Here is a 24,583-nt window from a genome sequence, read left to right on the forward strand (position 1 = left end):
TTTTCCTGATTTAAAACGATGCCTTTGATTAAAGTTCAAACCTCTTTACCGCCTTCTTCCCAAGGGGATGTAGAAGCCCTTTTGCTCAATTTATCCCGCAAGCTCGCGGCGCACCTTGGTAAGCCAGAATCCTATGTGATGACTGCTTTTGAAGCCGGTATCCCCATGACTTTTGGCGGATCGATTGATCCGGCTTGTTATGTGGAGATCAAAAGTGTGGGCACCATGGGCGATCGCACCCGCACCATGAGTGAAGACTTCTGCAATGAAATTCACCAAAATCTCGGTGTTGCCAAAAATCGCATTTACATTGAGTTTGCCGATGCCAAGGGGAGTATGTGGGGCTGGAATGGCTCTACTTTTGGCTAACGAAATATAACGAAGGCTTCCCCGGCCTAAATTGAGGCAATTGGGGAAGCCGTAAGCCTTCCTGTGGTGATTAATTTACTGGAGATAAGCGCCCTGGCTATCGGGGTGATCCATTTGGGGTAAGCCCATACTGAAGTTCATGACCCGGGAGTCGAGGTTATAGCGGAGTTCGCCTTTTTGGAGTAAGTCACGAATAAAGACTTCTAGATCGGAGCCGATCCGTCGAAGATTATATTCCGTTAAATCTTCGCCGCTGTTACTTTCCACGAGGGCATCGAACTGGCGATAGACTTTCTGGAGACTTTCTTCGGGCCAAACGAATTCATTGTCTGGATCGACATCCAAGGTAAGTACGGTTTCACTGGGGATTAATTCATTTTTCTGAATTTCGGCTGTGTAGATGCGTACGTGACGGGTCGTGGATTTAAGCAGCATAGGACTTAACAGATAAAATGAGAATTATTCTGCAACAATTACTATTGTGACATTTCCCCAGTGTACAGAGAAAGTTTTTCTTGGTGCGGTGCCAGATAATGCACCATTGTTCTCGATATTTCACAAAGTAAGGATCCGGCGGAAAAGTCTGGGGCAGCTCGTTATTTTTAGTGTGATACTGCTCAATCTCTGGGGTTGTACTGTGGCGAAGGCTCCCCGGGAATTTGCCCCGGATGGTGAAGTGATCCAACGGGCGATCGCCACCAAACTCCAAAGCCATTACCAGCAACTGAGCCAGACTATTAACGCACCACCGCCCAACTTGGAACTAAAAAATATCCAGGTGAAAAAGCTCGATTCTTTTTTTCTCCAAGCCCTCCCGGTTTACCATCTCCAGGGCACCTATGATGTGGTGTTGAATTTTCCCTCCCAGCGCACAGAAAACCGTCGCCGCAATCCCTTTGAGGTTTATCTCCAGCGGCAACCGGAAGGAAAAACTTGGCGATCGCTCGAAAAAAATCCCCAGGGTTGGCGATCGCAACAACTCCCTTGATAAGCCCCATCTTCGTTTCCCTGACCCTCTACAATAAAAGCAATCCGCCTTTGCCCGATGTCCCCGCCTATGTATGACGAAGAAGATTACCGTCCTGTCCGCCGCTTCCCAAAAGTTCCCCTAGACAGACGCTTTTGGGCTTTTTTTGTGGATTTCATCGTGGCTTGGATTATTAGTGGCTTAGGAGGATTCACCCTGCAGTGGTTAGTCTTTCTTGTCGTTTGGTTTGGCCTGCGGGTCTTTCTCGTTAGCCGTAACCAAGGTCAAAGCCTGGGCAGTTGGGCCTTTGATATCAAAGTTATCGATATCCGTTACCGGGTGCCGGAAATTATCAACCTCAGTAAACGAGAAGGCATTTTAGGCTTTGCTGCCATGCTCGCCATGTACGGCATCCAGAGTTTTTTCTTGATGGGCAATGGGATCTCTCTCATCCTGTTGGTGTCGCCCCTCCTTACCACCTGTGGCGTGGCGATCGCCGACGAAGAATTCAACCAAGCCTTCCACGATCGCATCGCCGAAACCTATATGATCCAAACCCAGCGCGGTTTTTCCCTCGATTTGCGCCTAAAACAGATCCTTGCCGAGCTAAGACAAAATATGCAAAAATAGAAATTTGTGTATAAACCTTAGCGATCCACAACCGCTAACCTAGTAAAAAATTATGGCAAGCAAAAAAGGCGTCCGCATTACCATCACCGTGGAATGCACCGAATGTCGCACCAATACCAACAAGCGTTCTAACGGCGTGTCCCGTTATACCACTAGCAAAAACCGTCGGAACACCACCGGGCGGCTCGAAATCAAGAAGTTCTGCCCCCACTGCAACGCGCATACTGTCCACAAAGAAATTAAGTAGGTAAGTCCTTTACCGCTGAAATTTTATCGACAAATTTTTTATTTTTTAACGCTATTTATTAACCATGGCCTACTACCGTAAACGTCTTTCTCCGATTCCTCCTAGCCAGCCGATCGATTACAAAGATGTCGAACTGCTCCGTAAGTTTGTCACCGAACGCGGCAAAATCTTACCCCGTCGGATCACCGGCTTAACGGCTCGTCAACAACGGGATGTCAATACCGCCATTAAGCGGGCACGGATGCTGGCCCTGTTGCCCTTCATCAACAAAGAAGGCTAAAGTGATGCCAAGCAATTCTAGGTGTTCAGTTTAGGATTGCTCTTGTATAGTCGCGTTAGGCAACAAAGCTGGTGGAAAAAGGACAACTGATCGAGTTTCGGCTACAGGGAGAACGAGTACTTGCTGTCGCTGAGCGTCCTGAAGGAAAAAAAGATTGGATCGTAATCGATGGACGGGGGCAATCCCATAAGCTGCGTCCCCAAAGGGTTGAATATACCGTGGCGGGTTCCCCCTACGATCCAACCGAGATCCCCAGCTTTTCCACAGAAAGTCAGGCATTAGTTGATCCCGATAACCTCGCCGTCGCCTGGGAATTTCTCGTCGAAGCCTCGGAACAGGCAACCCCAGAATCCCTCGCGCAACTTTTGTTTTCGACGAAAACGCCCCAGCAATGTTATGCCTGTCACCTAATGCTGGCGGAAGACAAGATTTTCTTTAAACGCAAAGGGGACTACTACGAGCCCCGTTCAGAGGCGCAAGTTCGAGAGATTCAACATCAGCTAGAAGTTGAAGCCCAAAAAGAGCGCGAAAAAACAGAATTTTTACAGCGGGTTAACCAGGCGATCGCCGGGGAAACAGTAACCTGGGAAGACAGCGATCGGCAACGTTTCGAAAGCCTAGAAAGATTTGTCCTCTACCCAGAACAATCGGCCAAAGCCGCCCACGACCTCCTCGAGATGCTGGGGCGATCGCCCACAACCGAACAGGCATTCCGCCTCTTAGTTTCCCTTGGGTGGTGGAGTTCCCACGAAAATCTTGCTCTCCTCCGGAGCGGTTACCCCAGAAAATTTTCTCAGAAGGTACTCGATGTGTCCCATGTCCGCCTGTCAGCCTCACCCGGTGATACCGATGAGGGGAACCGTATCGATTTAACCCATCTCAAAACCTACACCATTGACGATGAGAGCACCTCGGAAATTGACGATGGCCTCAGTATTGAAACTTTAGAAAATGGCCTGCATAAAGTTTGGATCCACATCGCTGATCCCACACGCTTACTAAGCCCTGGGGATGAACTTGATCTAGAAGCCCGCCGTCGCAGTACCAGCCTCTATTTACCCACGGGGATGATCTCCATGTTCCCGGAAGAGTTGGCGACGGGGCCCATGAGCTTGCGCCAAGGACAGGTCTGTGCTGCTCTCAGTTTTGGGGTTTTGCTCACAGATAATGGGGCGATCGCCGATTATGAAATTACCCCCAGTTGGGTGAAGCCCACCTACCGCCTGACCTATGACGACGTGGACGAAATGCTCCATCTGCGGATCCAGGCCGAATCAGAAATTGCCCTCCTCGCGGATTTTGCCCACAAACGCCGAAAGTGGCGGGATGCCCAAGGCTCCATTAGCATCAAGATGCCCGAAGCCTCCATTAAGGTGCAGGATGAAAACGTTTTCATCGAAGTCCTCCATGCCTCGATGTCCCGGGAACTGGTTGCGGAAATGATGATCCTTGCCGGCGAAGTGGCAGGTCATTATGGCCGCACCCATTGTTTACCTTTGCCTTTCCGGGGACAACCCCAGCCGGAACTCCCCCCCCAAGAAGAACTTTTGTTATTACCCGCCGGGCCTGTGCGCGCCTGTGCCGTACGGCGTTGTATGCCCCGCAGTGAAATGGGGACAAATCCTGTGCGCCATGCCAGTTTGGGATTAGATTCCTATATCCAAGTCACATCGCCCATTCGTCGTTATACGGATCTATTAGCCCATTTCCAAATTAAGGCCCATCTGCGGGGGGATGAACTGCCTTTCTCAGTAGATGAACTCAAGGAAATTCTCTACAGCGTTGTCACTTCTAGTCAGGAAGCTGTCCATGTGGAGCGCCAAACCAACCGCTATTGGAGCCTCGAATATTTACGTCGTAATGCGGATCAAGTGTGGCAGGGTTTAGTTCTGCGCTGGCTCCGGGAAGATGAAAAGTTAGGCATTATTCTCCTGGAAGAGCTGGGCCTAGAGCTTCCCCATCGCTTTGAACGGGCCGTTGCCCTAGGCGATCGCCTGGAAGTAAAAGTAAGCCAGGCCGATCCCCACAAAGATGAAATTCGCTTCCGGGAACTGCTCGAAACGGAGATTGCGGCGGCCTCCTAGGGTGAAAAGTAGTCGAATCATCAAGATTTATAACAGACTTTGCGGGTTCCCCATTGAGAAATATTGCAGTTCTCCGGGGGGAGCCCGTTGTTTTTCCAGGGCATGGTAACCTCATAGCCAGCGAACTTGAAATGTTTTCGAACAACTGTGAAAGCAATGACTGCTATTTACTCTACAAAGAATCAAGTCAATCCCTGGGCAGAAGATATGGGTGAATACGTGGCCCAACTGCAGCTCCATATGGCACTCCAAGCCAAGAATCTCGTGCCCTCCTTAGAGCAACCCCAAGATGGTCGGCATCAGTTGCTCCATGAATCCCAACTCCATCTGGAAAAATTGGCTTCCCGCCAGCTTGCCTAAGAGATTAAAAAATAATACTTCTTGCCAAGGAAAATCCCACGGGGTTTAGCCTATTCCGATCATTGGGTTAGACAATCTTCTAGGCGCTGTAAGGCTCCCTGCCATTGGACATAGCCAGCATCGCTCAAGTGAAGGCCATCGGTGGTTAACTCTAACCGGAGGCCGCCGTTAGCATCGGTAAATAAAGGATAAAGATTGAGATAATTGACACCTTCTTGGGTGGCGATCGCCTGAAGCTGTTGATTAATGCGGATAGCTCGGTCTTTACGCAAATAGTGGTGATTGGTCGGTAAAAGAGACTGCACGATGATCACCGTTTCAGGATGCTGGCAGCGTAATTGATGAATGATTGCCCGCAGATTATTCAGTAATGTCATTTCAGAAACCCCCTGCTTGAGGTCATTGACCCCGGCCATTAGATAAATTGTGTCTGGTTGAAGACCATTAAGCGTGCCGAGACGCGCCAGAATTTGACTCGTATTTTCCCCCGAAATCCCTTGGTTCAGCCAAATTTTAGAGGCGGGTAAGAGGTCATTGGGAAACCAGAGGCTCAGGGAATCTCCTAACAAAACGCTGAGAGACTGTCGCCCTTGATATTTCGCCGCTAAGTTTACTTCTTGGCTTAAGAGTTGTTGCCATTGCTGATAGGTGGGTTGAAGGGCGCCGTTCGTCCATAGCCGGGTACTTGCTCCTTCCTTGAGGGCGGTTTGGATTTGTCCCCGTAATAAAGCATTAATGCGAAAAGTGTAGAGTTGCGCCCCAGAACGAAAGCGGGGGCTAGATAAATATTGCGGTGTTGCCGTTGCCCAAAGGTTGGTGCCCGTTGGATTGCTTGCCCTTTGGACACAAGTTTGGGGGGCGATCGCCGCGATCGAATTAATCGCAGTCGGTGTCCGACATAATAAATTTGCAACTAAAAATAACGGTTCTGACATGGCAATTTCCAGGGCAAACACCTCCTATTATTGTCCCAAAACGAAAGGTTGCCGATAAATCCGTCAAGAATAAACCCTTTAATGACCCAGGGGTTTGTTACATTAATCTGGTAAAACGCGACTGGGAAGCCTCTGGCTATCCTGCTTCGTTTTTTTGACCGAAGCCAAACCTCCCCGGATAACTTTGGTCCCTACGCTTGTCGTTACCTTGTCATCAAAAATTCATGCCGTATTTTCAATCGTTCCTTCTCAATGCGCCCCCCGCCAGTGAAGCAGCGGAACCATCTATGATTCTGGCTGCGGTACTACTGAGCCTTGTGGTCATTTATTTTGCGAGTAAGGTGGGCGGAGAGCTTTGTTCCCGCATCAATCTCCCCCCGGTGCTGGGCGAATTAGTCGGTGGAGTATTGGTGGGCGTATCTGCCCTGAGCCTACTGGTCTTTCCGGAAGGGGGCATCGAAGCATCCCAATCGCTACTGATGCAATTTCTCCAAAATACAGCTGGTTTAAGTCCAGAGGCGGCTCCGGCGGTGTTTGCTAGTCAAAGCGAAGTAATTTCTGTTCTAGCGGAACTAGGGGTCATTATTCTGCTGTTTGAAATTGGTCTCGAATCGGATCTGCAAGAACTGATTAAAGTTGGCCCCCAAGCGGCCATCGTCGCCGTGGTGGGGGTAGTGGCACCTTTTGCTGCCGGAACAGCGGGTTTAGTCTTTTTATTTCACCTAAGTACGGTGCCGGCGATTTTTGCGGGGGCAGCCCTCACGGCAACCAGCATCGGGATTACCGCTAAGGTACTGGCTGAATTGGGACAACTGACCACCAAGGAAGGACAAATTATTATTGGGGCGGCTGTGCTCGATGATGTCCTCGGCATTATTGTCCTCGCTGTGGTTGCAAGTTTGGCAAAAACCGGGGAAGTTCAGGTTGTTAGTACTATCTGGCTCATTGTTAGCGCTGGGGCGTTTCTCATTGGTGCGATTATTGTCGGTCGCCTCCTGAGTCCTTTGTTTGTCAGTTTGGTGGATGGCATGAAAACCAGAGGCCAATTGTTAACCGTATCCGTCGTTTTTGCCTTTGTGCTGTCCTACATTGCGACGGTGATCCAACTGGAGGCGATTCTTGGGGCCTTTGCGGCTGGACTGATCTTGGCGGAAACGGATAAACGGGGCGAACTAGAAGAACAGGTACTGCCGGTGGCGGATTTGTTTGTGCCGATCTTTTTTGTGTGCGTCGGGGCAAAAACAGACCTCAGTGTCCTCAACCCGGCGGTTCCGGCCAACCGTGAAGGATTAATTATTGCGGCCTTTTTGATCGTGGTGGCAATTATCGGGAAAGTTATTACGGGCTTTACAGTCTTTGGCCAAGATCAGTTAAATAAGTTGGCAATTGGGGTAGGCATGATTCCCCGGGGCGAAGTGGGCCTTGTGTTTGCGGGGGTCGGTTCGGCCAGTGGTGCCCTCTCAGAATCGACGGAAGCGGCAATCATTATGATGGTCATCTTGACGACGTTTATTGCGCCGCCATTTCTGCGTCTGGTCTTTAAAGAACCCCAGGCGGCGATCGCCACTGGAGAGACGCCGGAGAAGCTACAATAATTCAGCCTTGGGCAACAAATTGAAACATATCCTAAGCGACCCACGTCCCTTGGGAGAATGGTAGGAAGACGTTTTTCTCTCCACCGGAGTTGTTCTATACCTTGAGGGCGTGGCATTTTCCCTTGTGAGTCGAGGATTTTTAACTGTGAGATTTTTCTGGTTTTTTCTGACGCTACTGGCGCTATCCACTTGGCAACTGCCGGCTTGGGCGGGTCAATTGGTTTTTTGGGAATTTAATACCCAACGACGTCAACTGCAATTTCGCACCAATGAACGGGTGCAACCTGAAGCTCAACTCATCCCAGATCCGAGCCGTCTGGTGATTGATTTACCAGGTACTGTCCTGGGAAGCTCTACGGTCAATCGCAGCTATGGTGGCAAGATTACGAGTGTGCGGTTGGGTCAGTTTGCGCCGGATGTCACACGGTTAGTAGTGGAGCTCGCCCCTGGTTATACCTTAGATCCTGAGGCAATTCGTTTTGAGGGGCGATCGCCGACGGATTGGGTTGTGAATTTACCCGAACCCGAACTCATTCCCGTGGCCCCAGTGGCCCCGAGCACCCCAGAAATTTTCAACAATTCCGCTACGCCTAGGAGTTCTAGTAATCCGGCCCCAGAAGAAGCCTTTTTTAATAACTTGGTGCGGGTGACCCAACAGGGATTCCTCGTTGACTTGGATCCCCGACCCGGTAGTCGTATTACCACCGACCAAGATGGCGATCGCCTCGTTTTTACCCTGCGGGATCTGCAATTGCCCCGGAGCCTAGAAAATCAGACTTTAGATATTAATCGCTACAAAGTCCGCCAAATCAAATTTGAGCAGCCCAGCCGTACCGAGGCACGTATTACCTTAAATTTAGAACCCGGTAGCCCCCGGTGGCGCGCATTGTATACCACCTACGGCGATGGTGGTTTGGTGCTGCTTCCGGACGGAGGCACCAGTGGCTTAGGGGGACGAGAAACTGGGGCGATCGCCGTACCCACTCAACAGTCAGTCGCCACAGCCCAACCCCAACAAACCATCGTTGAAGCCCTAGAACTCGCCCGCAATAGTACCCAGTTAGTGATTCGTGGGAGCGATCGCCTCCAGGCCAATGGCGGCTGGAATCGGAACGAAGGCCTCTACCAAATCCGAATCAACAACGCCCAACTCGCCCAACCTGTTCGCGGCCCCCAGTGGGGGGGGGATAGCCCCATCTCCCGCATTGCTATCCGCCAGGAAACGGCCAATACCGTGCTCGTCCAGATTGAACCCGCCGAGGGGGTACAAATTGGCAGCCTCAGTCAACCCAGCGCCCAGTTTCTTGCCCTAGACCTCAATCGCCCCCAGACGGCGAGTCCCCTGTTTGTGCCACAAGCACCGGCAGCCCCTCCCCCCCAAACCCAAGCCGTGTTGCCGAATTTTCGTCCGCCTCGGAGCAATATTATGGTCATGATTGACCCCGGCCATGGCGGTCGCGATCCGGGTGCTGTGGGGATTGGCGGTTTACAGGAAAAAAATGTGATTCTCCCCATCTCCCAGGAAGTGGCCCGAATTTTACAGCAAAGTGGCATTACCGCCCGAATGACCCGGGATACGGACTATTTTGTCAGCCTAGAAGGACGTACCCAACTGGCGAATAATGCCAATGCTGATTTATTCGTAAGTATCCATGCCAATGCCATCAGCATGAGTCGCCCCGATGTGAACGGTTTTGAAGTGTACTATCACCAAAGCGGTCGAGCCTTAGCGGAAAGTATCCACCGGAATGTAATGGGACGGCTTCAGATGCGAGACCGGGGGGTGAGAACGGCGCGTTTTTATGTATTACGGAATACGTCAATGCCTTCAGCGCTTGTCGAAACGGGATTTGTCACAGGCCGAGAAGATGCACCCCGCTTGAATGACCCTGCTTTTCGGAGTCAAATGGCCCAGGCGATCGCCGCTGGCATCCTGGAATATATCCAAAACAACGTACGCTAGCCTAGGGGGTTGCCGAAAAATCAGTAATTCGCCATAGAAATAGGCGCAAATACCTTAAAACTGCGCTAATCTTTGTTTAATTTATTTGGTGTGAACGAGAATCTATGGGCAACCAACAGCAACACCCCATTGGCATTTTTGACAGTGGCTTAGGGGGCATTACCGTCCTTCGAGCCCTTTACCGACAACTCCCCCAAGAGTCAATTATCTATTTCGCAGATACGGCCCGTTTACCTTATGGTGATCGTTCGCCCGAAGAGTTAATCCAATATGTGCGCGAGATTTTGACTTGGATGGAAGCCCAAGGGGTGAAGATGGTGGTGATGGCCTGTAATACCAGTTCGGCGATCGCCTTGGATGTGATCCGCTCAGAATTCAAAACCCCCGTTTTAGGGCTGATTCTCCCTGGAGCGAGGGGCGCGGTCAGTCAGGGGAAGCGGATCGGGGTCATTGCAACCCAAGCTACGGTGAACAGCGGCGCTTACCAAAATGCAATCCTTGAGGCGAGCCCAGAGGCGGCAGTGTGGCAAATGCCCTGCCCAGAATTTGTCCCTCTCATTGAGGCCAATCGAATTAATGATCCCCACACGAAACGCATTGTCCAAAAACGTCTGCAACCGCTCCTAGAACAGGGCATTGATACCCTGGTTTATGGCTGTACCCACTATCGCCACTTGTCCGGGGTGATTCAATCAATTTTGCCAAGCCATGTTACTTGTGTTGACCCGGCGGAATATGTGGTTAATGCCACGGAACAGGAATTGGAGTTAATGGGTTGGAAAAATCCCCAACCACCTCTCCCGACCCGCTTTGCAGTGAGCGGCTGCCCAGATCAGTTTGCCCAATCTGCGAAGGGCTGGCTTGGGTATCAGCCCCTAGTGGAACAAGTGGATTTGAAAACCTTAACGGTGAATTCATCGCCCCTTTCGATCACCAATGGCTAAAGGGCGATCGCCTGCCTGAAACAGGGATCACCACAGCCGATCAGCCCAGGGTAGACCCGCAAAAAAGAGCCGTTTTCTGCTGAAACGAATCCATTGCCATACAATATAAGATATGTAAATTTTCGTAAATTTCGTTTCCCTCGGCTTAATAATGATTTCAGCGACTACCCTTTTTTCTCCCGTCGAAGCCGACCTTAAGGAGCTCAGTGAAAATCTGACGCGGCTAATTAGCGCCCGACATCCGATTTTGGGGGCCGCGGCAGAGCATCTGTTTTCTGCGGGGGGGAAACGAGTTCGACCCGCCATTGTTCTTTTGGCCTCCCGGGCGACCCTGGGCGATCGCCCCTTAACCCAGCGGCACCGTCGCCTGGCAGAAATTACTGAAATGATTCACACGGCAAGCCTTGTCCACGATGATGTAGTCGATGAAGCTGCCCTCCGCCGCAGTGTACCCACCGTTAACAGTCTCTTTGATAATCGCATCGCTGTTCTGGCCGGGGATTTTCTCTTTGCTCAATCCTCTTGGTACCTCGCCAATTTAGATAATCTCACCGTGGTGAAATTGCTATCTGAGGTAATCAAAGACTTCGCCGAAGGGGAAATTCAACAGGGACTGAATCGCTTTGACACCGGGATGAATCTCGAAATTTATATCGAAAAATCCTATTACAAAACAGCTTCGTTGATTGGGAACAGTGCAAAAGCGGCGGCTGTTCTCAGTGAGGTTGACTCAGAAATTGGCGATCGCCTCTACGACTATGGCCGCAACTTAGGTTTAGCCTTTCAGATTGTCGATGACATCCTCGATTTCACTGGCTCCACCGATGTTCTGGGAAAACCCGCCGGATCCGATTTAATCGGTGGCCATATCACGGCCCCCGCCCTGTTTGCCATGGAAGAGCATCCCAATTTGACTCAATTGATTGAGCGGGAATTTGCCGAAAATGGCGACCCTGAAAAAGCCCTCGAAATTGTCCGCAACAGCAATGGAATCAGCCGCGCCAAGGAACTCGCTGCTCACCATGGTCAATTGGCTCGCCAAAGTTTAGAGTGCCTAGATCCCTCTCCCTCTAAGGATGCCCTCACGGATCTGGTTGACTATGTCCTGGGCCGGATGTACTAGGCCGCAAGCTCAAGCAAAAAAGCAGTTTGAAAAAATGCGACCTCCAGTGGCGATGATTAACCATGGCACGACAGCGTAAAAAAGCCGATCTCCCCACAAAAATTTGCACCGTTTGCGGACTCCCGTTTACCTGGCGCAAAAAATGGGAAAAATGCTGGGATGACGTGAAATATTGTTCGGAGCGGTGCCGGCGGCGGCGTAACCAGGGGTAATTTTCTCCTAGGTTGACATCCTCCCTTACGTAAACGAAAGGGATTCCTAAACCTCACGATTTAGGTTTCTGCTTCATCGCAACTGCCTCCACCCACTAGGAGTTTTATGGCCTTACGTTCGCTCCACAGACTATCCCCGCAAGCCCTGCGGTTCTTAAGTATCGATTTTCAACAGAAAGACTACTGTTGGTTGATTCAAGGGGTGGACTGTCCATTGCCCGATCCTCTTTTCCCGGTCTACCGATTTGTCTGCGCCGCCAGTTTCCCTGGACTTCGCTCGTTAGGCTGTCTGAATCCATCGTCTCGGGTGGGTCAGTGACCACCTTCATTCTACCTTGTAAACTTATAAAGCCGTCCTGAAGGACGGGGTTTCAAACCCATTTTTCTGATGAAAGGGTACGCTTCCCCTCTGTTCAACCATGAGAACGATCGCCAGCATTAACGAAAAGATCCTCACCCACCAGGCCGTCGTTTGGACGGTGTCTGAAGTGAAAGCACGGGTAGCGGAATGGGGCATCAAAAAAATTGCCGAAACTGTCGATGTGGTGACGACAGGTACCTTTGAGCCGATGGAATCTTCGGGGGCAATACTCAACCTCGGCCACACGGATCCCCCCATTAAAATTCGCAAGTGTTGGCTTAATGGGGTGCCCGCTTATCCTGGCCTGGGAGCGGTGGATATCTACCTAGGGGCAACCATGATGGAAGATCCCCTGGAAAATGAAACCGCTGAAATCGGCGATCGCCCCCTCTCCCAAAAAGGCGGTGGCCATGTGATTGAAGATCTGATCGCGGGTAAAACCGTCCATCTCCATGCCCTGGGCCACGTGACAGATTGTTATCCGCGCGCCACCTGGGACAATACCCTCACCAAAGATCAAATTAATCAGTTTTATCTGTTTAATCCCCGCAATCTTTACCAAAATTTTATTGTGGGCGTTAACGGTGGCGATCGCCCCCTCTATACTTACCTCGGCCCCCTGCAACCCCATCTAGGAAACGCTGTCTATGCCTGTGCTGGGGCGATTTCTCCCCTGTTAAATGATCCCGATCTGGAGTTAATTGGAGTCGGTAGCAAAATTTTCTTGGGGGGCGGTATCGGTTACGTGGCCTGGGAAGGCACCCAACATTTTCCCCTCCAAAAACGCCTGGCCAATCGCACCCCCCTGGGGCCAGCCTCCACTTTGGCTTTGATCGGCGACGCGAAACAAATGGATCCCAAGTGGGTACGGGGTTGTTATTTCACCAAGTACGGCCCTTCTTTGATGTTGGGCGTGGGGGTACCGTTGCCCGTTCTCCATGAGGAAGTCATCGCCCACTGTGCCGTCCAAGATAAAGAAATTGTTGCCCCTGTGATGGATTTTTCAATTCCGCGCCGGGTGCGGCCCACCTTTGGGTTGGTGAGCTATGGCCAGCTTAAAACTGGGAAATTAACCATTGAGGGAAAAACTGTGAAGGTCGCTCCGGTCACAAGTCTATATCTCGCGGATCAAGTGGCAGCAACCCTCAAGCAGTGGATTGAAGCGGGAGATTTTACTCTCACCGAACCCGTGGCGACCATTAGTGGCGATCGCCCCTTTTTGTCCCAAGACCAATGGAGTCAACGCCTGTAATACTTCCCACAAAAAAGTCACCCGCTTGAAACAGTGGTGACCATCGGTAATTTACGAGAAAACGAAATTTTCCCAAGACAATCTTGTTAGCTCATGGTGGCATGACTGGGGCCGCAGTCCGCACGCACTTGACGGGGAAGTTTACCCTGGATCGTGCCTTGGTAGTCCCCTTCTGGTGCCATGCCAATTTCCGCGGCAGAACGGTTCAGGAGGGACATCTGGCGATTTTTAATGGCGTGGTGATGGCGCATCATTAATGCACGGGCTTGTTGCTGAGTTTTCATGGCTTTGCTCCTGACCGACCGCGAAACACGGGGGATTTACGTTTTATCTCTTGCTGCTTACCCCATTATATTTTATTTTCTGTAAAATTTGATACAGAAAAACATATTTTAATACAGATGACTGGTCTTTTTTTTTAAAAGTTGGAGAAGAGCAGCCCGGTGAGCGGAGAGGTTCTTGCGATCCCCTAGGGCAATCAGTATGATCTGGTGAGGCTTTACGCAAACTTTCGCGAGTACATTGGGACTTCATGGGTAATCAAATGGCTTCTACTCCCCCGTTAGAGAGCAGTGATCCGATTACGACTGCCTTGCAGCGGGCCCATCAGGCTTCCCTCGAATTAGAGTTATTAAAAGGTAGTGAACGTCATCTGGGCATTGAGGCGATCGCCACCGCCCTAGAGGCCAATATTTCCGTCATCCTCGAAGCCAATACAAAAGATTTAGAGGCCAGCCGCGAAATGGCTGTGCCGAAGCTGATTCTGGATTGGTTGAAATTAACCCCAGAACGGCTCCAAAAAACAGTGCGCCTGCTGCGCCAACTACCGAAACTGCCCGATCCCCTGCAACGGGTCAAAAATGCCACCTATCAAATTAGTGGTTACCAGACCTATTCCCAGCGGATGCCCCTGGGGGTAATCTGCCTGATCCATGAAGCTTTACCCGAATTGGGGGCGATCGCCGCAGGACTGTGTTTAAAAACGGCGAATAGCCTCGTGGTTCGGGGCTGTGGTGAGGCCAGCCATACCAATCATCTAATCGCCGAGATTATGCAAACAGCCCTTATTGACCAAGGCTTGCCCGAAGGCTGTTTAGAATCCCTGTCTTCCGAGGAAGGTTGTACCGTACAACAACTGGTTGCCCAGGATCGTTACTTAAACCTGATCATTCCCTATGGCCGTCCCAACATGATTCAACAGGTGGTGCAACATGCCACCACCCCCGTCCTGAGAACCACCGTGGGCAATTGTTACCTCTACCTCGCCCCCAGCGGTGATCTAGAATTAGCCAGTTGGGTAATCCGAGACAGCCATAACTACGAACCCGATGCTGTCAACGCCATTGAAAAAGTCCTAGTTAGCCCTGAGCAAAAAACTTCCCATTTAATTAGTCTGTTTAAATCCCTCCAAGAACAAGACTTTGAGCTGCGGGGGGATGCGTCCCTCGTTGAAGAATTTCCAGAACACCTCACCCCCATCGGCACCGAAGAAGAATGGCAACAGGCTTATTTAGAAAAAATTGTGGCGTTTAAACGGGTGCCGGATCTGGCGGCGGCCATCACTGAGATTAATTGCAACTCCGGTGGCCACGCCGATTGTATTGTGACGGAGTCCTACCAAGAAAGTCGGCAATTTTCCACAGGACTCGATAGTGCTTTGATCTACATCAATGCTTCCCCTTGTTTTGCGCGTCATCCCCAGGGGAGCGATTCGGTATTTCTGGGGGTCTCGAACCAGAAAGGAAATCGCCGGGGTTTAATTGGCCTCGAAAGTTTTACGACCATTAAACAGGTGGTTCAGGGGGATAGTACCCTCTAGGGTTTCACCCCTCAAAGAAAGCTGTCTCACTGGAGATGGCCTTTGTTAGTTCAAAAACAAGGACAAAATTTATGTTTAAAGCGATCGCCCTCAGTTCTGGTGTTGCCGTGGCCCTGGCTTTTCCGGTAATGGCCCAATTTCCCCGCCAAAGCGATCGCCTCCAACTGGTCTACCCGCCAAACAATCACCAGACCAGCGCCGCCCAAATTTTCTTGATTGGTTCGGCACCCGCAACCGGCACCGTGACGATCAATGGTCAACCCATTACCCGGAGCGACTTGGGCCACTTTGCCCCCAGTTTACCCTTGGCGGTGGGTCAAAACACAATCACCCTGACCTATCGCCAACCTTCGGGACAGACGGAAACGAAAACCTTCACCGTTGAACGTTTGGCTAGCAACACGATACCGCCCAACCAACTCGAAGCCCCTTTACCGGCGGTGGATATTGCCCGGCAAGCCAACGAGACAATTTGCTTCCAAGTCCAGGGGCCAGCCCAAGCTCAAGTGAGTGTCGCCCTGGGTGGTGAATCTTTTTCCCTACAACCCCAGACCACGGTGACGCTCCCCAGCAATGCCGCTGTCCTAACCCTCGAAAATGAAGCCCCCACCGAAGTCTTTACGGGAACCTACGGGGGCTGCCATCGCTTCACCCAAGTTGGTAACCTCGGTCAGGCCCGTTACCAGATGAATGCCCAGGGGCGAACCAGCACCGTCACCAGCCCAGGCCGTGTAGAAATTTTAGATCCCCAAAAAACCGAGGCGATCGCCGTCACCAGTCTCGCAGGAGTAGCCCGCACAGGCCCCAGCACCAGTTTTTCGCGCCTCACGCCCTTGCCCCAGGGAACCCAGGCCCTGGTCACCGGTAAGGAAGGAGATTGGTTGCGTTTAGATTATGGCGCTTGGATTCGCGCTTCGGAGACTACACCACTCCAAGGTTCAGTGCCGCCAACAACGTTAATTCGCAGCCTGCGATCGCAAACCACAGCCACGGAAACAAACGTCATTTTTCCGCTCCAAAGACCTGTGCCAGTCACCGTTAGTCAAAATGACGACACCTTTAGCCTGACCCTCCACCAGGCGATCGCCCAAACCGACACCATTTACCTAGACGAAAGTCCAATTATCCGCCGCCTCGACTGGGCGCAGATTGATCCAGAGACAATCCGCTATGATTTTCGCCTCAAAACAGACCAACAGTGGGGTCATTCGCTCCGCTATGAAGGCAGCAATTTAATTCTGTCCCTCCGCCACCCGCCACAACTCCAGAGAAATTCGCTCCGGGGAGCCACCATTTGGCTCGATCCTGGCCATGGGGGGTCTGAATCCGGGGCTCTAGGGCCGACAGGTTACCCCGAAAAGGCGATCAATTTGCTAATTTCTCAAAAAATCCAAAAGCAACTGGAAGCTAAGGGGGCTGAAGTGATCCTCAGTCGCACCACGGATCAAGATCTATCCTTGGGCGATCGCCAGGCCGCGATCCGTGACCTCAAGCCCACTTTGGCTCTGTCTGTCCATTACAATGCCCTGCCCGATGCGGGGGACGCGGAAAATACGGCGGGAATCGGGATGTTTTGGTACCATCCCCAGGCCCATGACTTGGCGCAGTTTCTCCACGATGACTTAACGATGCAGTTAGGCCGCCCCAGTTACGGTGTCTTTTGGAATAATCTGGCCTTGACCCGGCCCCAGGAAGCCCCAGCAGTCTTAATGGAGTTGGGCTTTATGATTAATCCCACGGAGTTTGAATGGATTACTAATCCCCAGGCCCAGGAAGCACTCGCCGTGGCGATCGCCAATGGAATTGCAAACTGGCTGCAAACCAAGACAGAAATCACTCCCCAGTAATCCCTAGGGCGTCTCCGGTGCGATGACCGCATCCCCTAAACCCACCTCCCGCTTCAGTTGGGCGAAGGCGCGATTGTAATCGGTGACTGCTTGGAGATAGTTCCCCCGGGCGGTATTCAGACCCGTTTGGGCAGAAATAACATCGGTTTGGGTGCCGACCCCCGCATTGAAACGCAGACGAGCGAGGCGTAAACTTTCTTCTGCTAAGGTGACTGCCGCTGCCGCCGTCGTGATGTTTTGTTCGCTGGCTTCAAAGTTATAGTAGGCCGTTTCCACCGCAAGGCGAATTTGGTTTCTCTGGCTGGCAAAACGATTTTCGGCGATCGCCTGGTCAACTTTTTCTTGATTTGCCCGGGCAGCCGCTGCGCCCCCATCAAAGAAATTCCAACGCATCCGAGCACCAACTGTTAACCCGTCAGCAGGGCCAAGGCTGTCATCAAAAACTTCCAAGACATCATAGTTCGCAAAAACACTGACTAACGGTCGGACAGCAGCGAGGGCAATCCGTTCTTGGTAGCCATCTATTTCCCGTTGGAGGAGCTGTTGGCGTAATTCTTGGCGGTTTTGCAGTGCCAGAACAATGGTGTCTTCCAAAGAGATTTCCCATTTGCCGGCGAGGTTAATCTCATCGGCAGTACGAGGATCAATGGTCGGTTCCAGACTTAGGAGTTGAGCCAGTTGACGCCGGGCGGTTCTTTGGGTGGCTTCAGCCCTAGTAAGACGCTGTTGGGCACTGGCACGTTCGACCTCGGCCCGCAAAACGTCAAATTTTGTCCCCAGGCCTGCCTGCTCTAACAAAGTGGCATCCCGTAAGCTCTGGGTGGCATCAAAAACCGAACTTTGCTCAATCACCACCTGGGCATCGGCACTTTGGAGGTTGTAATAGTTTACTGCGGCGGCCAAGCGGGTTTCTTCGGTTAAGCGCTCAATGTCTAGTTCAGCAATCTTGAGTTGGGTCTGGGCGGCTTCAATTTGGGCCGAGCGACGCCCGCCGGTATAGATGTCATAGCTCACTTCCAGGCGACCATTGATCGCCGTGGTGGCGTCGTTGTCTCCCCCTAGTCTCCGGGCCTGGAGTTCCCCATTGGCGCTGTCGGTGCGGGTAATATCGACCTGGTTGCTGAGGTTTGGGGATTCGGCGGCGATCGCCTCTCGCACCAGTTCCTCTGATCGGTCATAGTTCAGACGGGCTTCCTGGAGGGTTTCATTGCGCTCTAAGGCCAGACGAATCGTTTCTTCGAGGGTGAGATCCACCACATTGTCAGTCGTTACTGCCGTCGCATCCCGGGGAACCGTTACCGCTGGGTTATCGATGGGTTCTAGGAGCTGATTTAAATCCCCATTAATGACCTGATCTGGGGGTAAGGGTTGTACGAGGGGAATGGTGCGATCTGCCTCTGGGGTGGGCAGTGTTACATCGACTCCCGTTGTCGAGGGGGTTGCCGTTGTGTCTACCTGGGCAAGGAGCGGCGAGGGAGCTTGAATTGTGCCGAGGTGGGCAGTCGGGGATAAATTGAGATCTGGGGAAGGTAGAGGTAAAGCAGCCAGGGTTGTGGGTTGGCTGAGACCCCCGAGACTGGGTAAAAAGGCTGCTGTATCGAGGGATTCAACGCTAGGAGCGGCCAATGGTGGCAATGGCTCCTGGGGGGTCTGGCCGACGAAAGGTTCTGGCGTAGCGATTTGCGGCGGGGTTGTTTGGGCGATCGCCACCCCACCACCAGAGAGAACCACAAGGCCACTAGTACTGAAAGTCAGAAAATCTCGAAAAGCGAACATTAGCTTCTAAGGGTCCAGCTGAAAATAGTTTTAAAATTGCCCACTAGCGAGCTTGGCAACGGGAAAAATTGCGCGGCTTAGGAGCTAATGACTTAGTTTAAGTCAAAAAACTTTAAACTACTACTGGCCATTAAATCCTGCGGCAAAAACCGATTGATCTCACCAAAAGAACTGGGTAGATCACCGGAATGCCTGCAATTTCTCTGTCATTGAATGTCATTGGCCATGGTTCGCCATTATCTGCGTAACTCTGCAAGATCCCGTGCCGTCATCTAGATAAAGCACTTAATAATTGGGCGATTTTTACCCCTTTATTTTTTTGACGACCAGCAGCATCAATGACAGTAATGCAACTTACTGAAGCTGCACAATCTCAACGCAAAACCTAGTGAGTTTCAGGGCGATCGCCAATTTCGGTGATTTCTCGCCCGCCGAAAATTGCCTCTGGATGGCGATACCATTTAAATTCCAATAGATTAAAAAACGGATCTTCGAGAAAAAAAGTACGATGTTCCGTTAATTTTCCAGGGAACCGCAGGCGGGGACGATCGCGGAAGGGAAGTTGAGATTGTTCTGCCCGATCTAAGACCTGTTGCCAATCCTGTTCAGCGAGAAAATTTAGACCAAAATGGCGCGGATAAACCCCCTTTTGGGGGCTGAGGGGTTCCTGGGTGACATGGCCCACCAGTTGATGGCCAAAGAAGTTGAAAATCACCGCCCCGCTATTTTCTCGGCCCACCGTACAACCGAGGGCATCGGCATAGAATTTTTTGGCGACAACTGGGTCAGTAATCGGAATTGCAAGGTGAAACAGGAGGCGATCGCCCATGGCAATTTTTTCTCATAACGAAGATCATTTCCCCATTGTAGAGGGATTTTTCTCAGCAATTTTTTAGCGCTAACGTAAGATTTTGCTTGGGAGTTCTTCATCCAAAATCACCGGGCGGGGGCGCTTGGTGCGGGGCGTACCCAGTTCATGGAGCAGGGTATAAAAACAGGGAATGATAAAAAGAGTCAGTACCGTTGCCAAAGAAAGGCCGGAGAAGACCACAATTCCCAAGGGCTGAAGAAATTCTGAGCCTTCGCCAATACCCAGGGCCAGGGGAAATAAGCCCAAGACCGTCGTAATCGTTGTCATCAGGATCGGCCGGAGACGCTGGGGAGCAGCCTCTAAAATCGCCGCCCGGTAACTGAGGCGATCGCGTTCTCGAATTTGGTTCGCCAGTTCCACCATGATGATCGCGTTGTTGACGACAATCCCTACCAAGAGCACCGCCCCAACAATCACCGTTGCCCCAATCGCTGTCTGGGTGATGAATAAACCTAAAATTCCACCTGCCAAAGCCAAGGGCACCGTGAGCATGATCACCAACGGATCAATGAGGGAGTTGTATTGCACCGCCATCACCACAAACACCAAGAAAGCGGCCATCCCCCCCAGAAGTTGGAGAGCCAGTTGAATTTGACGGTTGGTTTCCGCCGCCGAACTGGGCAAGAGGCTCACCCCTGCGGGCAACTCAAGACCGGCGATGATTTGATTCACTTCGGTGAGGGCTTCACTCAGGCTGGCTCCTTCCACCAGGTTCCCTTCAAGGATCAACACCTGCCGTTGGTTAATGCGCTGGATTTCCCCTGGGGCGTCCCCGGAAGTAATGGTGGCAAGATCCCCCAGTTGCACTGGTTGTCGGGTGCTCGTAAATAGCGGAATACTCCGTAATTGGGCCGCCCGTTGGATGGTCTGGGGTTCGAGTTGGACGCGGATATCAACTAGGCGATCGCCCCGTTGCAGTTGGGTAGGTACAGAGCCATCGAGGGCCGTTTGAATGGTGTTGCCAATGGCCTCGGCAGACAGTCCTAGGGCAGCAGCCCGTTGCCAATCGGGGCGAATCTGCACTTCCGGTTGGGGGGGCGCTGCATCGGGTTCATAGCTAGCGAGGGTTGCCTGGGACTCAAGGGCCGCTAAAACCTGGGCTCCTGCTTGTTCGAGGATGTCCGTATTTGCGCCTTGGAGCATCACATCCACGTCAGCCCGGGACGGAGAATTGCTTAAGATAAGGCCCCGCACACTGCCCGGTCGCATCCGAATCGAGGTGCCAATCACTTGGATTTCCTGGGCAATCAAACGATTCACCCGGTCGGCATAGGCTTGGACATTACTGCCGGGCTTGAGGGTGATGCTACTGGAACCCCGGAGGGCATTACTTACGGTGGAACTCCCAAACAAAGCACCGCCGGAGGTGGTAAAGACATATTCCGTTTCCGGTTGCGCGAGCAGCAAATCTTCCACGGCTTGCATCACTCGGCGGTTTTCTTCGACTGTTGTCCCTGGGGGGAAAGTGGCCCGTAATTCCGCTTGGCCTGTATTGATCCGGGGCAAAATTTCCTGGGGTAGTTGGCCCACCATCCACAAACTACTGCCCCCAAAAATGGCGATCGCCCCGGCAATGACCAACAATTTCCGCCGCAGAATCAGCCCCAGAACGCGACTATAGAGGGTCGTTAAACGGCTGATAAAAGCGCCAAACCACTGAATTGGCAAGGCCCGCTGGAGATTGCTTGACCAACGCACTGCGAGTAGTCGTGACGAAAGGGCGGGGACCACCGTCAGAGCAATGACCAAAGAAGCAGCCACCGAGAAACTAATGGTCAAAATTAGTTCACTAAAAATCAGCGCTAAAAATCCCCCCACCAAGAGAAAGGGCAACACAGAAACAAGGTTGGTGGTCGTCGAGGCAAATAGAGCCGATTCCAACTCCTGACTACTGGCTTCGACGGTGCGTTGTAGTTTCCGCCGTGATCCATGCTCAGATTTAACTTTTTCAGCGCCGGCAGTGATATTTTCGAGCATCACAATGGCGTTATCCACCACCACCCCGACCCCCAGGGCCAAGCCCCCTAAACTAAAAACGTTGAGGGAAAGATTGAAGGTAAACATCAAGATCAGCGCTGTCAACGTCGCCAGGGGAATGGACAAGACAATAATGAGGGTTTGGCGCACTGACCCTAGAAATAATAAAACGGCGATCGCCGCGAGGGTTGCCCCTGTTAAACCCGATACCGCCACATTTTGAATCGAACTGCGAATAAACACCGACTCGTCTAAGGTTGCCGTTCTGTCCATATCCGCAGGGATGAGGCCAGATTGTTGTAGTTCTGCTAACTTCGCTTTTACCCCATCGACTACTTGCACCGTATTGGCATCGGGTTGTTTCTGGACGCTCACCTTCACCGCCGGTTGGCCATTGAGGGTCACGATTAACCGCTCCTCCACCGTGCCATCGGTAATCTCGGCCACATCCTGGAGGGTGATTATCTGGGGATTTTCTGGGGTGCCCAGGCGAATCGGGAGGTTGCGAATTTCCGTTACGTCGTTAAATTGCCCTAGCAGTCGGGTGAGGGATTCTTGATCACCACCGCGCAGCAAACCACCAGAAGCATCTTGGTTCCGTTCTCCCAGGGCGTTGAGTACCGTGGGGACATCTAAACCGAGGGCTTGGAGTCGTTCTAGATCGAGGTTGACTTGGATTTCTTCTTCGACCCCACCGGAAATATCCACATTGGCGACCCCCGGCACCCGAATTAATTCTCGCGCCAGATCATTATCGGCAAAAATTCGGAGATCCACTGGCGCTAGGGTGCTGGAAGTTAAAGCCATCTCGTAGACGGGCAGTTGGGACGGATCAAACTTAAATACCCTGGGCTGACTGATGTTGTCGGGGAGAGAATTGCGGGCTCGGTTGAGGGTTGCTGTGGTGTCGTTGAGGGCTTGATCCACATCAGCCCCGGGCTGGAAAAAAAGATCGATACTAATCCGGCCCTCCCGCGTCTGGGAAAAAATTTGAGTGACCCCTTCCGTGGCGGCAAGGGCTTCTTCGAGGGGTCTGGTAATTTCATTGACAGCCACTGCGGGGACAACCCCGGGGGCATCAGCTCTTACGCCAATGCGCGGATAGGTAATGGAAGGGAGTAAATCCACGGGCATCCTGAAGATGGCATAAAATCCCATCACCACGACGGCGATCGCCAACATCAGAGTGCCGATATGACGCCGGATGGCGAGGGTCGTTAAGCTCAGATTCGATTTTGCGCTCATGGCAGATGCACCGTGGGATTGAACAAAAAAAAGCTACTTTTTAGGCATCAGGGGGCAATCTTTGGTTCAAAATTTGTCAATTTAGCCAAAAAACCGCTAACCCTTTGCAATTCACCCTAAGATGTTAACTTTTTTAGCAACCGGTTGACTTGTCCTTGTACTTCATCTCTGACATTCCGGAAAATTTCGGGGGGCTGCCCATCGGGATCTTGAATGTGCCAATCTTCAAAAATGGGCCGTGTCACCCAGGCGGTGGGTAAATTGACCCCGCAACCACAGAGGGAAATCACCGCATCGTAATCTTCTGGGTTAAATTCGGCCAAAGCGTTAGAGGTTTGTGAGGTTAAATCAATGCCCACTTCGACCATGGTGGCGATCGCCCCTGGATGTACCCGCGAAGCTTCGAGACCAGAACTATGGACAATTACATCTCCTGATCCAAGATGTTTTGCCCAACCCTCCGCCATTTGGGAGCGACAGGAATTGCGCCGACAGACGAACATAATTTTTTTCATGGCAGGTTTTGCTCCCCTAAAAATTGCCGGAATTAAGACAACGGGGATCGGGTAAGGTCGCCTTTTCCGGCTCCCGGGGAAACCAAAAAGCCGTTTTTTGACACACCTTCACCAACATCAACATCACCGGTACTTCGATCAAAACGCCCACCACCGTTGCCAGGGCCGCCCCGGAGTTTAAACCAAACAGCACTACTGCCGTGGCGATCGCCACCTCAAAATGATTACTCGCCCCAATCAAGGCCGCCGGGGCCGCATCTTCATAGGTAAATCCCAACTTTTGGGCCGCAACATAGGCGATCGCAAAAATGACATTGGTTTGGATCAGGAGCGGGATGGCGATCAGCAGAATATGTAGAGGTTGATTAATGATCAATTCTCCCTTGAGGGCAAAGAGCAGCACCAAAGTTGTCAGTAATGCCAGCACCGCCACCGGGGTGAGAAACTGCAAAAACTGGGTTTCAAACCAAGCGCGACCATAACGACGGAGGAGCCATTGCCGACTCAAGATGCCCGCCGCTAAAGGGAAACCCACATAAATCAAAACCGAGTACACAATGGTCTGCCAGGGCACCGTTAAATTATTCGTCGCCAGGAGCCATTTCCCCAAGGGCGCATAGACAAAGAGCATCATCAAAGAATTCACTGCCACCATCACCAAGGTGTGACCCTGGTTGCTGTAGGACAGATAGCCCCACATCAGCACCATCGCCGTACAGGGAGCAATCCCCAACAAAATGCAGCCTGCAATATACGAATCCGCCAGGGCAATTTCCGTCCCCCGGATGATTTCCGTGGCGCTGAGCAAAGGCCGAAATAAATACCCCAGAAAAAACTGAGCGAAAAATACCATCGTAAAAGGTTTAATTAGCCAATTAATCACCAACGTGAGGGTCACCGGTTTTGGCGTTTGGGCCGCTTTAACCGCTTGGGAAAAATCAATTTTCACCATAATCGGGTACATCATAAAAAACAGACACACCGCAATCGGCAACGACACATTGTAGATACTGAGGGCATCGAGGCTTTGAGCGATCGCCGGAAAAAGACGACCGAGCGAAATTCCCACCACAATACAGAGAGCAACCCAGAGGGTCAGGTATTTCTCAAAAATATTGAGCTGCCCCCCTGCCTGCACCGCCTTGGTTTTGACCATGTCTAAAAGGATCCTGCCGAAGTTTACAGGATTCAATATATCAAAAAAAATTGAT

General features: G+C 51.7%; 23 protein-coding genes. 15 read left to right on the forward strand and 8 right to left on the reverse strand.

The features are described 5' to 3' along the window. The first annotated feature begins 18 nt into the window (after window positions 1–18). Window positions 19–369: a phenylpyruvate tautomerase MIF-related protein gene (locus AWQ21_RS02975; protein ID WP_065713255.1), complete on the forward strand. Its 351-nt coding sequence runs from the start codon at window positions 19–21 to the stop codon at window positions 367–369. A gap of 75 nt (window positions 370–444) precedes the next feature. Here AWQ21_RS02975 and AWQ21_RS02980 read toward each other — a convergent pair whose 3' ends face one another. Continuing rightward, complete coding sequence (locus AWQ21_RS02980; protein ID WP_065713256.1) at window positions 445–804, reverse strand: NAD(P)H-quinone oxidoreductase subunit M; 360 nt, start codon at window positions 802–804, stop codon at window positions 445–447. A gap of 202 nt (window positions 805–1,006) precedes the next feature. Between AWQ21_RS02980 and AWQ21_RS02985 the strand changes: the two genes are divergently transcribed. The 6 genes from AWQ21_RS02985 to AWQ21_RS03010 all read left to right on the forward strand — a co-directional run bounded on the left by AWQ21_RS02985 (window position 1,007) and on the right by AWQ21_RS03010 (window position 4,937). Then, window positions 1,007–1,357 carry a hypothetical protein gene (locus AWQ21_RS02985; RefSeq protein ID WP_232315045.1) on the forward strand — a complete coding sequence of 117 codons (351 nt, stop codon included), beginning with the start codon at window positions 1,007–1,009 and terminating at the stop codon, window positions 1,355–1,357. A gap of 69 nt (window positions 1,358–1,426) precedes the next feature. After that, a complete protein-coding gene (locus tag AWQ21_RS02990; protein ID WP_065713257.1) occupies window positions 1,427–1,966 on the forward strand; it encodes an RDD family protein in 540 nt (179 codons plus the stop codon). Between the two features lie 52 nt (window positions 1,967–2,018). Then, entirely contained in the window at window positions 2,019–2,213 is a 195-nt protein-coding gene (gene rpmG, locus AWQ21_RS15805; RefSeq protein ID WP_012306203.1) for a 50S ribosomal protein L33, read from the forward strand. Between the two features lie 64 nt (window positions 2,214–2,277). Then, window positions 2,278–2,493 (forward strand): 30S ribosomal protein S18, encoded by a 216-nt coding sequence (gene rpsR, locus AWQ21_RS03000; RefSeq protein WP_065713259.1) that lies wholly within the window; start codon window positions 2,278–2,280, stop codon window positions 2,491–2,493. 71 nt (window positions 2,494–2,564) lie between these two features. Further along, window positions 2,565–4,577, forward strand: a complete 2,013-nt coding sequence (locus AWQ21_RS03005) for a ribonuclease catalytic domain-containing protein (protein WP_065713260.1) — start codon at window positions 2,565–2,567, stop codon at window positions 4,575–4,577. A gap of 156 nt (window positions 4,578–4,733) precedes the next feature. After that, on the forward strand, window positions 4,734–4,937 hold the full coding sequence (locus tag AWQ21_RS03010) for a hypothetical protein (protein WP_065713261.1): 204 nt from the start codon (window positions 4,734–4,736) through the stop codon (window positions 4,935–4,937). Window positions 4,938–4,996: 59 nt separating this feature from the next. Here the strand turns inward: AWQ21_RS03010 and AWQ21_RS03015 are convergent, their stop codons facing one another. Beyond that, window positions 4,997–5,872, reverse strand: a complete 876-nt coding sequence (locus tag AWQ21_RS03015) for a GDSL-type esterase/lipase family protein (protein WP_157094690.1) — start codon at window positions 5,870–5,872, stop codon at window positions 4,997–4,999. Window positions 5,873–6,096: 224 nt separating this feature from the next. Between AWQ21_RS03015 and AWQ21_RS03020 the strand changes: the two genes are divergently transcribed. From AWQ21_RS03020 to AWQ21_RS03040, 6 genes are all read left to right on the forward strand, one after another. Beyond that, entirely contained in the window at window positions 6,097–7,467 is a 1,371-nt protein-coding gene (locus AWQ21_RS03020) for a cation:proton antiporter (RefSeq protein ID WP_065713263.1), read from the forward strand. 145 nt (window positions 7,468–7,612) lie between these two features. Then, window positions 7,613–9,430, forward strand: a complete 1,818-nt coding sequence (locus AWQ21_RS03025) for an N-acetylmuramoyl-L-alanine amidase (protein ID WP_065713264.1) — start codon at window positions 7,613–7,615, stop codon at window positions 9,428–9,430. A 104-nt stretch (window positions 9,431–9,534) separates the two neighbouring features. Further along, window positions 9,535–10,374 carry a glutamate racemase gene (gene murI, locus AWQ21_RS03030; protein WP_065713265.1) on the forward strand — a complete coding sequence of 280 codons (840 nt, stop codon included), beginning with the start codon at window positions 9,535–9,537 and terminating at the stop codon, window positions 10,372–10,374. A 151-nt stretch (window positions 10,375–10,525) separates the two neighbouring features. Beyond that, window positions 10,526–11,497, forward strand: coding sequence for a solanesyl diphosphate synthase (sds, locus tag AWQ21_RS03035; protein ID WP_065713266.1), 972 nt, complete (start codon window positions 10,526–10,528; stop codon window positions 11,495–11,497). Between the two features lie 62 nt (window positions 11,498–11,559). Continuing rightward, the gene (locus tag AWQ21_RS15810) at window positions 11,560–11,709 is read left to right on the forward strand and encodes a DUF2256 domain-containing protein (RefSeq protein WP_071932263.1); all 150 of its coding nucleotides are present in this window, start codon (window positions 11,560–11,562) and stop codon (window positions 11,707–11,709) included. A gap of 419 nt (window positions 11,710–12,128) precedes the next feature. Further along, window positions 12,129–13,322, forward strand: coding sequence for a homocysteine biosynthesis protein (locus AWQ21_RS03040; RefSeq protein ID WP_065713267.1), 1,194 nt, complete (start codon window positions 12,129–12,131; stop codon window positions 13,320–13,322). 86 nt (window positions 13,323–13,408) lie between these two features. On the opposite strand, the gene AWQ21_RS03045 is transcribed toward AWQ21_RS03040, so the two are convergent. Beyond that, on the reverse strand, window positions 13,409–13,606 hold the full coding sequence (locus AWQ21_RS03045) for a hypothetical protein (protein WP_065713268.1): 198 nt from the start codon (window positions 13,604–13,606) through the stop codon (window positions 13,409–13,411). A gap of 260 nt (window positions 13,607–13,866) precedes the next feature. Between AWQ21_RS03045 and AWQ21_RS03050 the strand changes: the two genes are divergently transcribed. Then, window positions 13,867–15,141 carry a glutamate-5-semialdehyde dehydrogenase gene (locus AWQ21_RS03050; protein ID WP_065715196.1) on the forward strand — a complete coding sequence of 425 codons (1,275 nt, stop codon included), beginning with the start codon at window positions 13,867–13,869 and terminating at the stop codon, window positions 15,139–15,141. A 71-nt stretch (window positions 15,142–15,212) separates the two neighbouring features. Next, window positions 15,213–16,988 carry an N-acetylmuramoyl-L-alanine amidase gene (locus tag AWQ21_RS03055; protein WP_065713269.1) on the forward strand — a complete coding sequence of 592 codons (1,776 nt, stop codon included), beginning with the start codon at window positions 15,213–15,215 and terminating at the stop codon, window positions 16,986–16,988. A gap of 3 nt (window positions 16,989–16,991) precedes the next feature. Here AWQ21_RS03055 and AWQ21_RS03060 read toward each other — a convergent pair whose 3' ends face one another. The 5 genes from AWQ21_RS03060 to arsB form a co-directional block, all read right to left on the reverse strand. After that, entirely contained in the window at window positions 16,992–18,764 is a 1,773-nt protein-coding gene (locus AWQ21_RS03060) for a TolC family protein (RefSeq protein ID WP_065713270.1), read from the reverse strand. A 385-nt stretch (window positions 18,765–19,149) separates the two neighbouring features. Then, window positions 19,150–19,593, reverse strand: a complete 444-nt coding sequence (locus AWQ21_RS03065; protein WP_065713271.1) for a VOC family protein — start codon at window positions 19,591–19,593, stop codon at window positions 19,150–19,152. Between the two features lie 69 nt (window positions 19,594–19,662). Continuing rightward, window positions 19,663–22,857: an efflux RND transporter permease subunit gene (locus AWQ21_RS03070; RefSeq protein ID WP_065713272.1), complete on the reverse strand. Its 3,195-nt coding sequence runs from the start codon at window positions 22,855–22,857 to the stop codon at window positions 19,663–19,665. 116 nt (window positions 22,858–22,973) lie between these two features. Next, window positions 22,974–23,372 (reverse strand): arsenate reductase, glutathione/glutaredoxin type, encoded by a 399-nt coding sequence (gene arsC / locus AWQ21_RS03075; RefSeq protein WP_065713273.1) that lies wholly within the window; start codon window positions 23,370–23,372, stop codon window positions 22,974–22,976. A 16-nt stretch (window positions 23,373–23,388) separates the two neighbouring features. Beyond that, window positions 23,389–24,528 carry an ACR3 family arsenite efflux transporter gene (gene arsB / locus AWQ21_RS03080; protein ID WP_065713274.1) on the reverse strand — a complete coding sequence of 380 codons (1,140 nt, stop codon included), beginning with the start codon at window positions 24,526–24,528 and terminating at the stop codon, window positions 23,389–23,391. Window positions 24,529–24,583 lie beyond the last annotated feature (55 nt).

This window comes from Picosynechococcus sp. PCC 7003, assembly GCF_001693255.1.
Taxonomy (GTDB): domain Bacteria; phylum Cyanobacteriota; class Cyanobacteriia; order Cyanobacteriales; family MRBY01; genus MRBY01.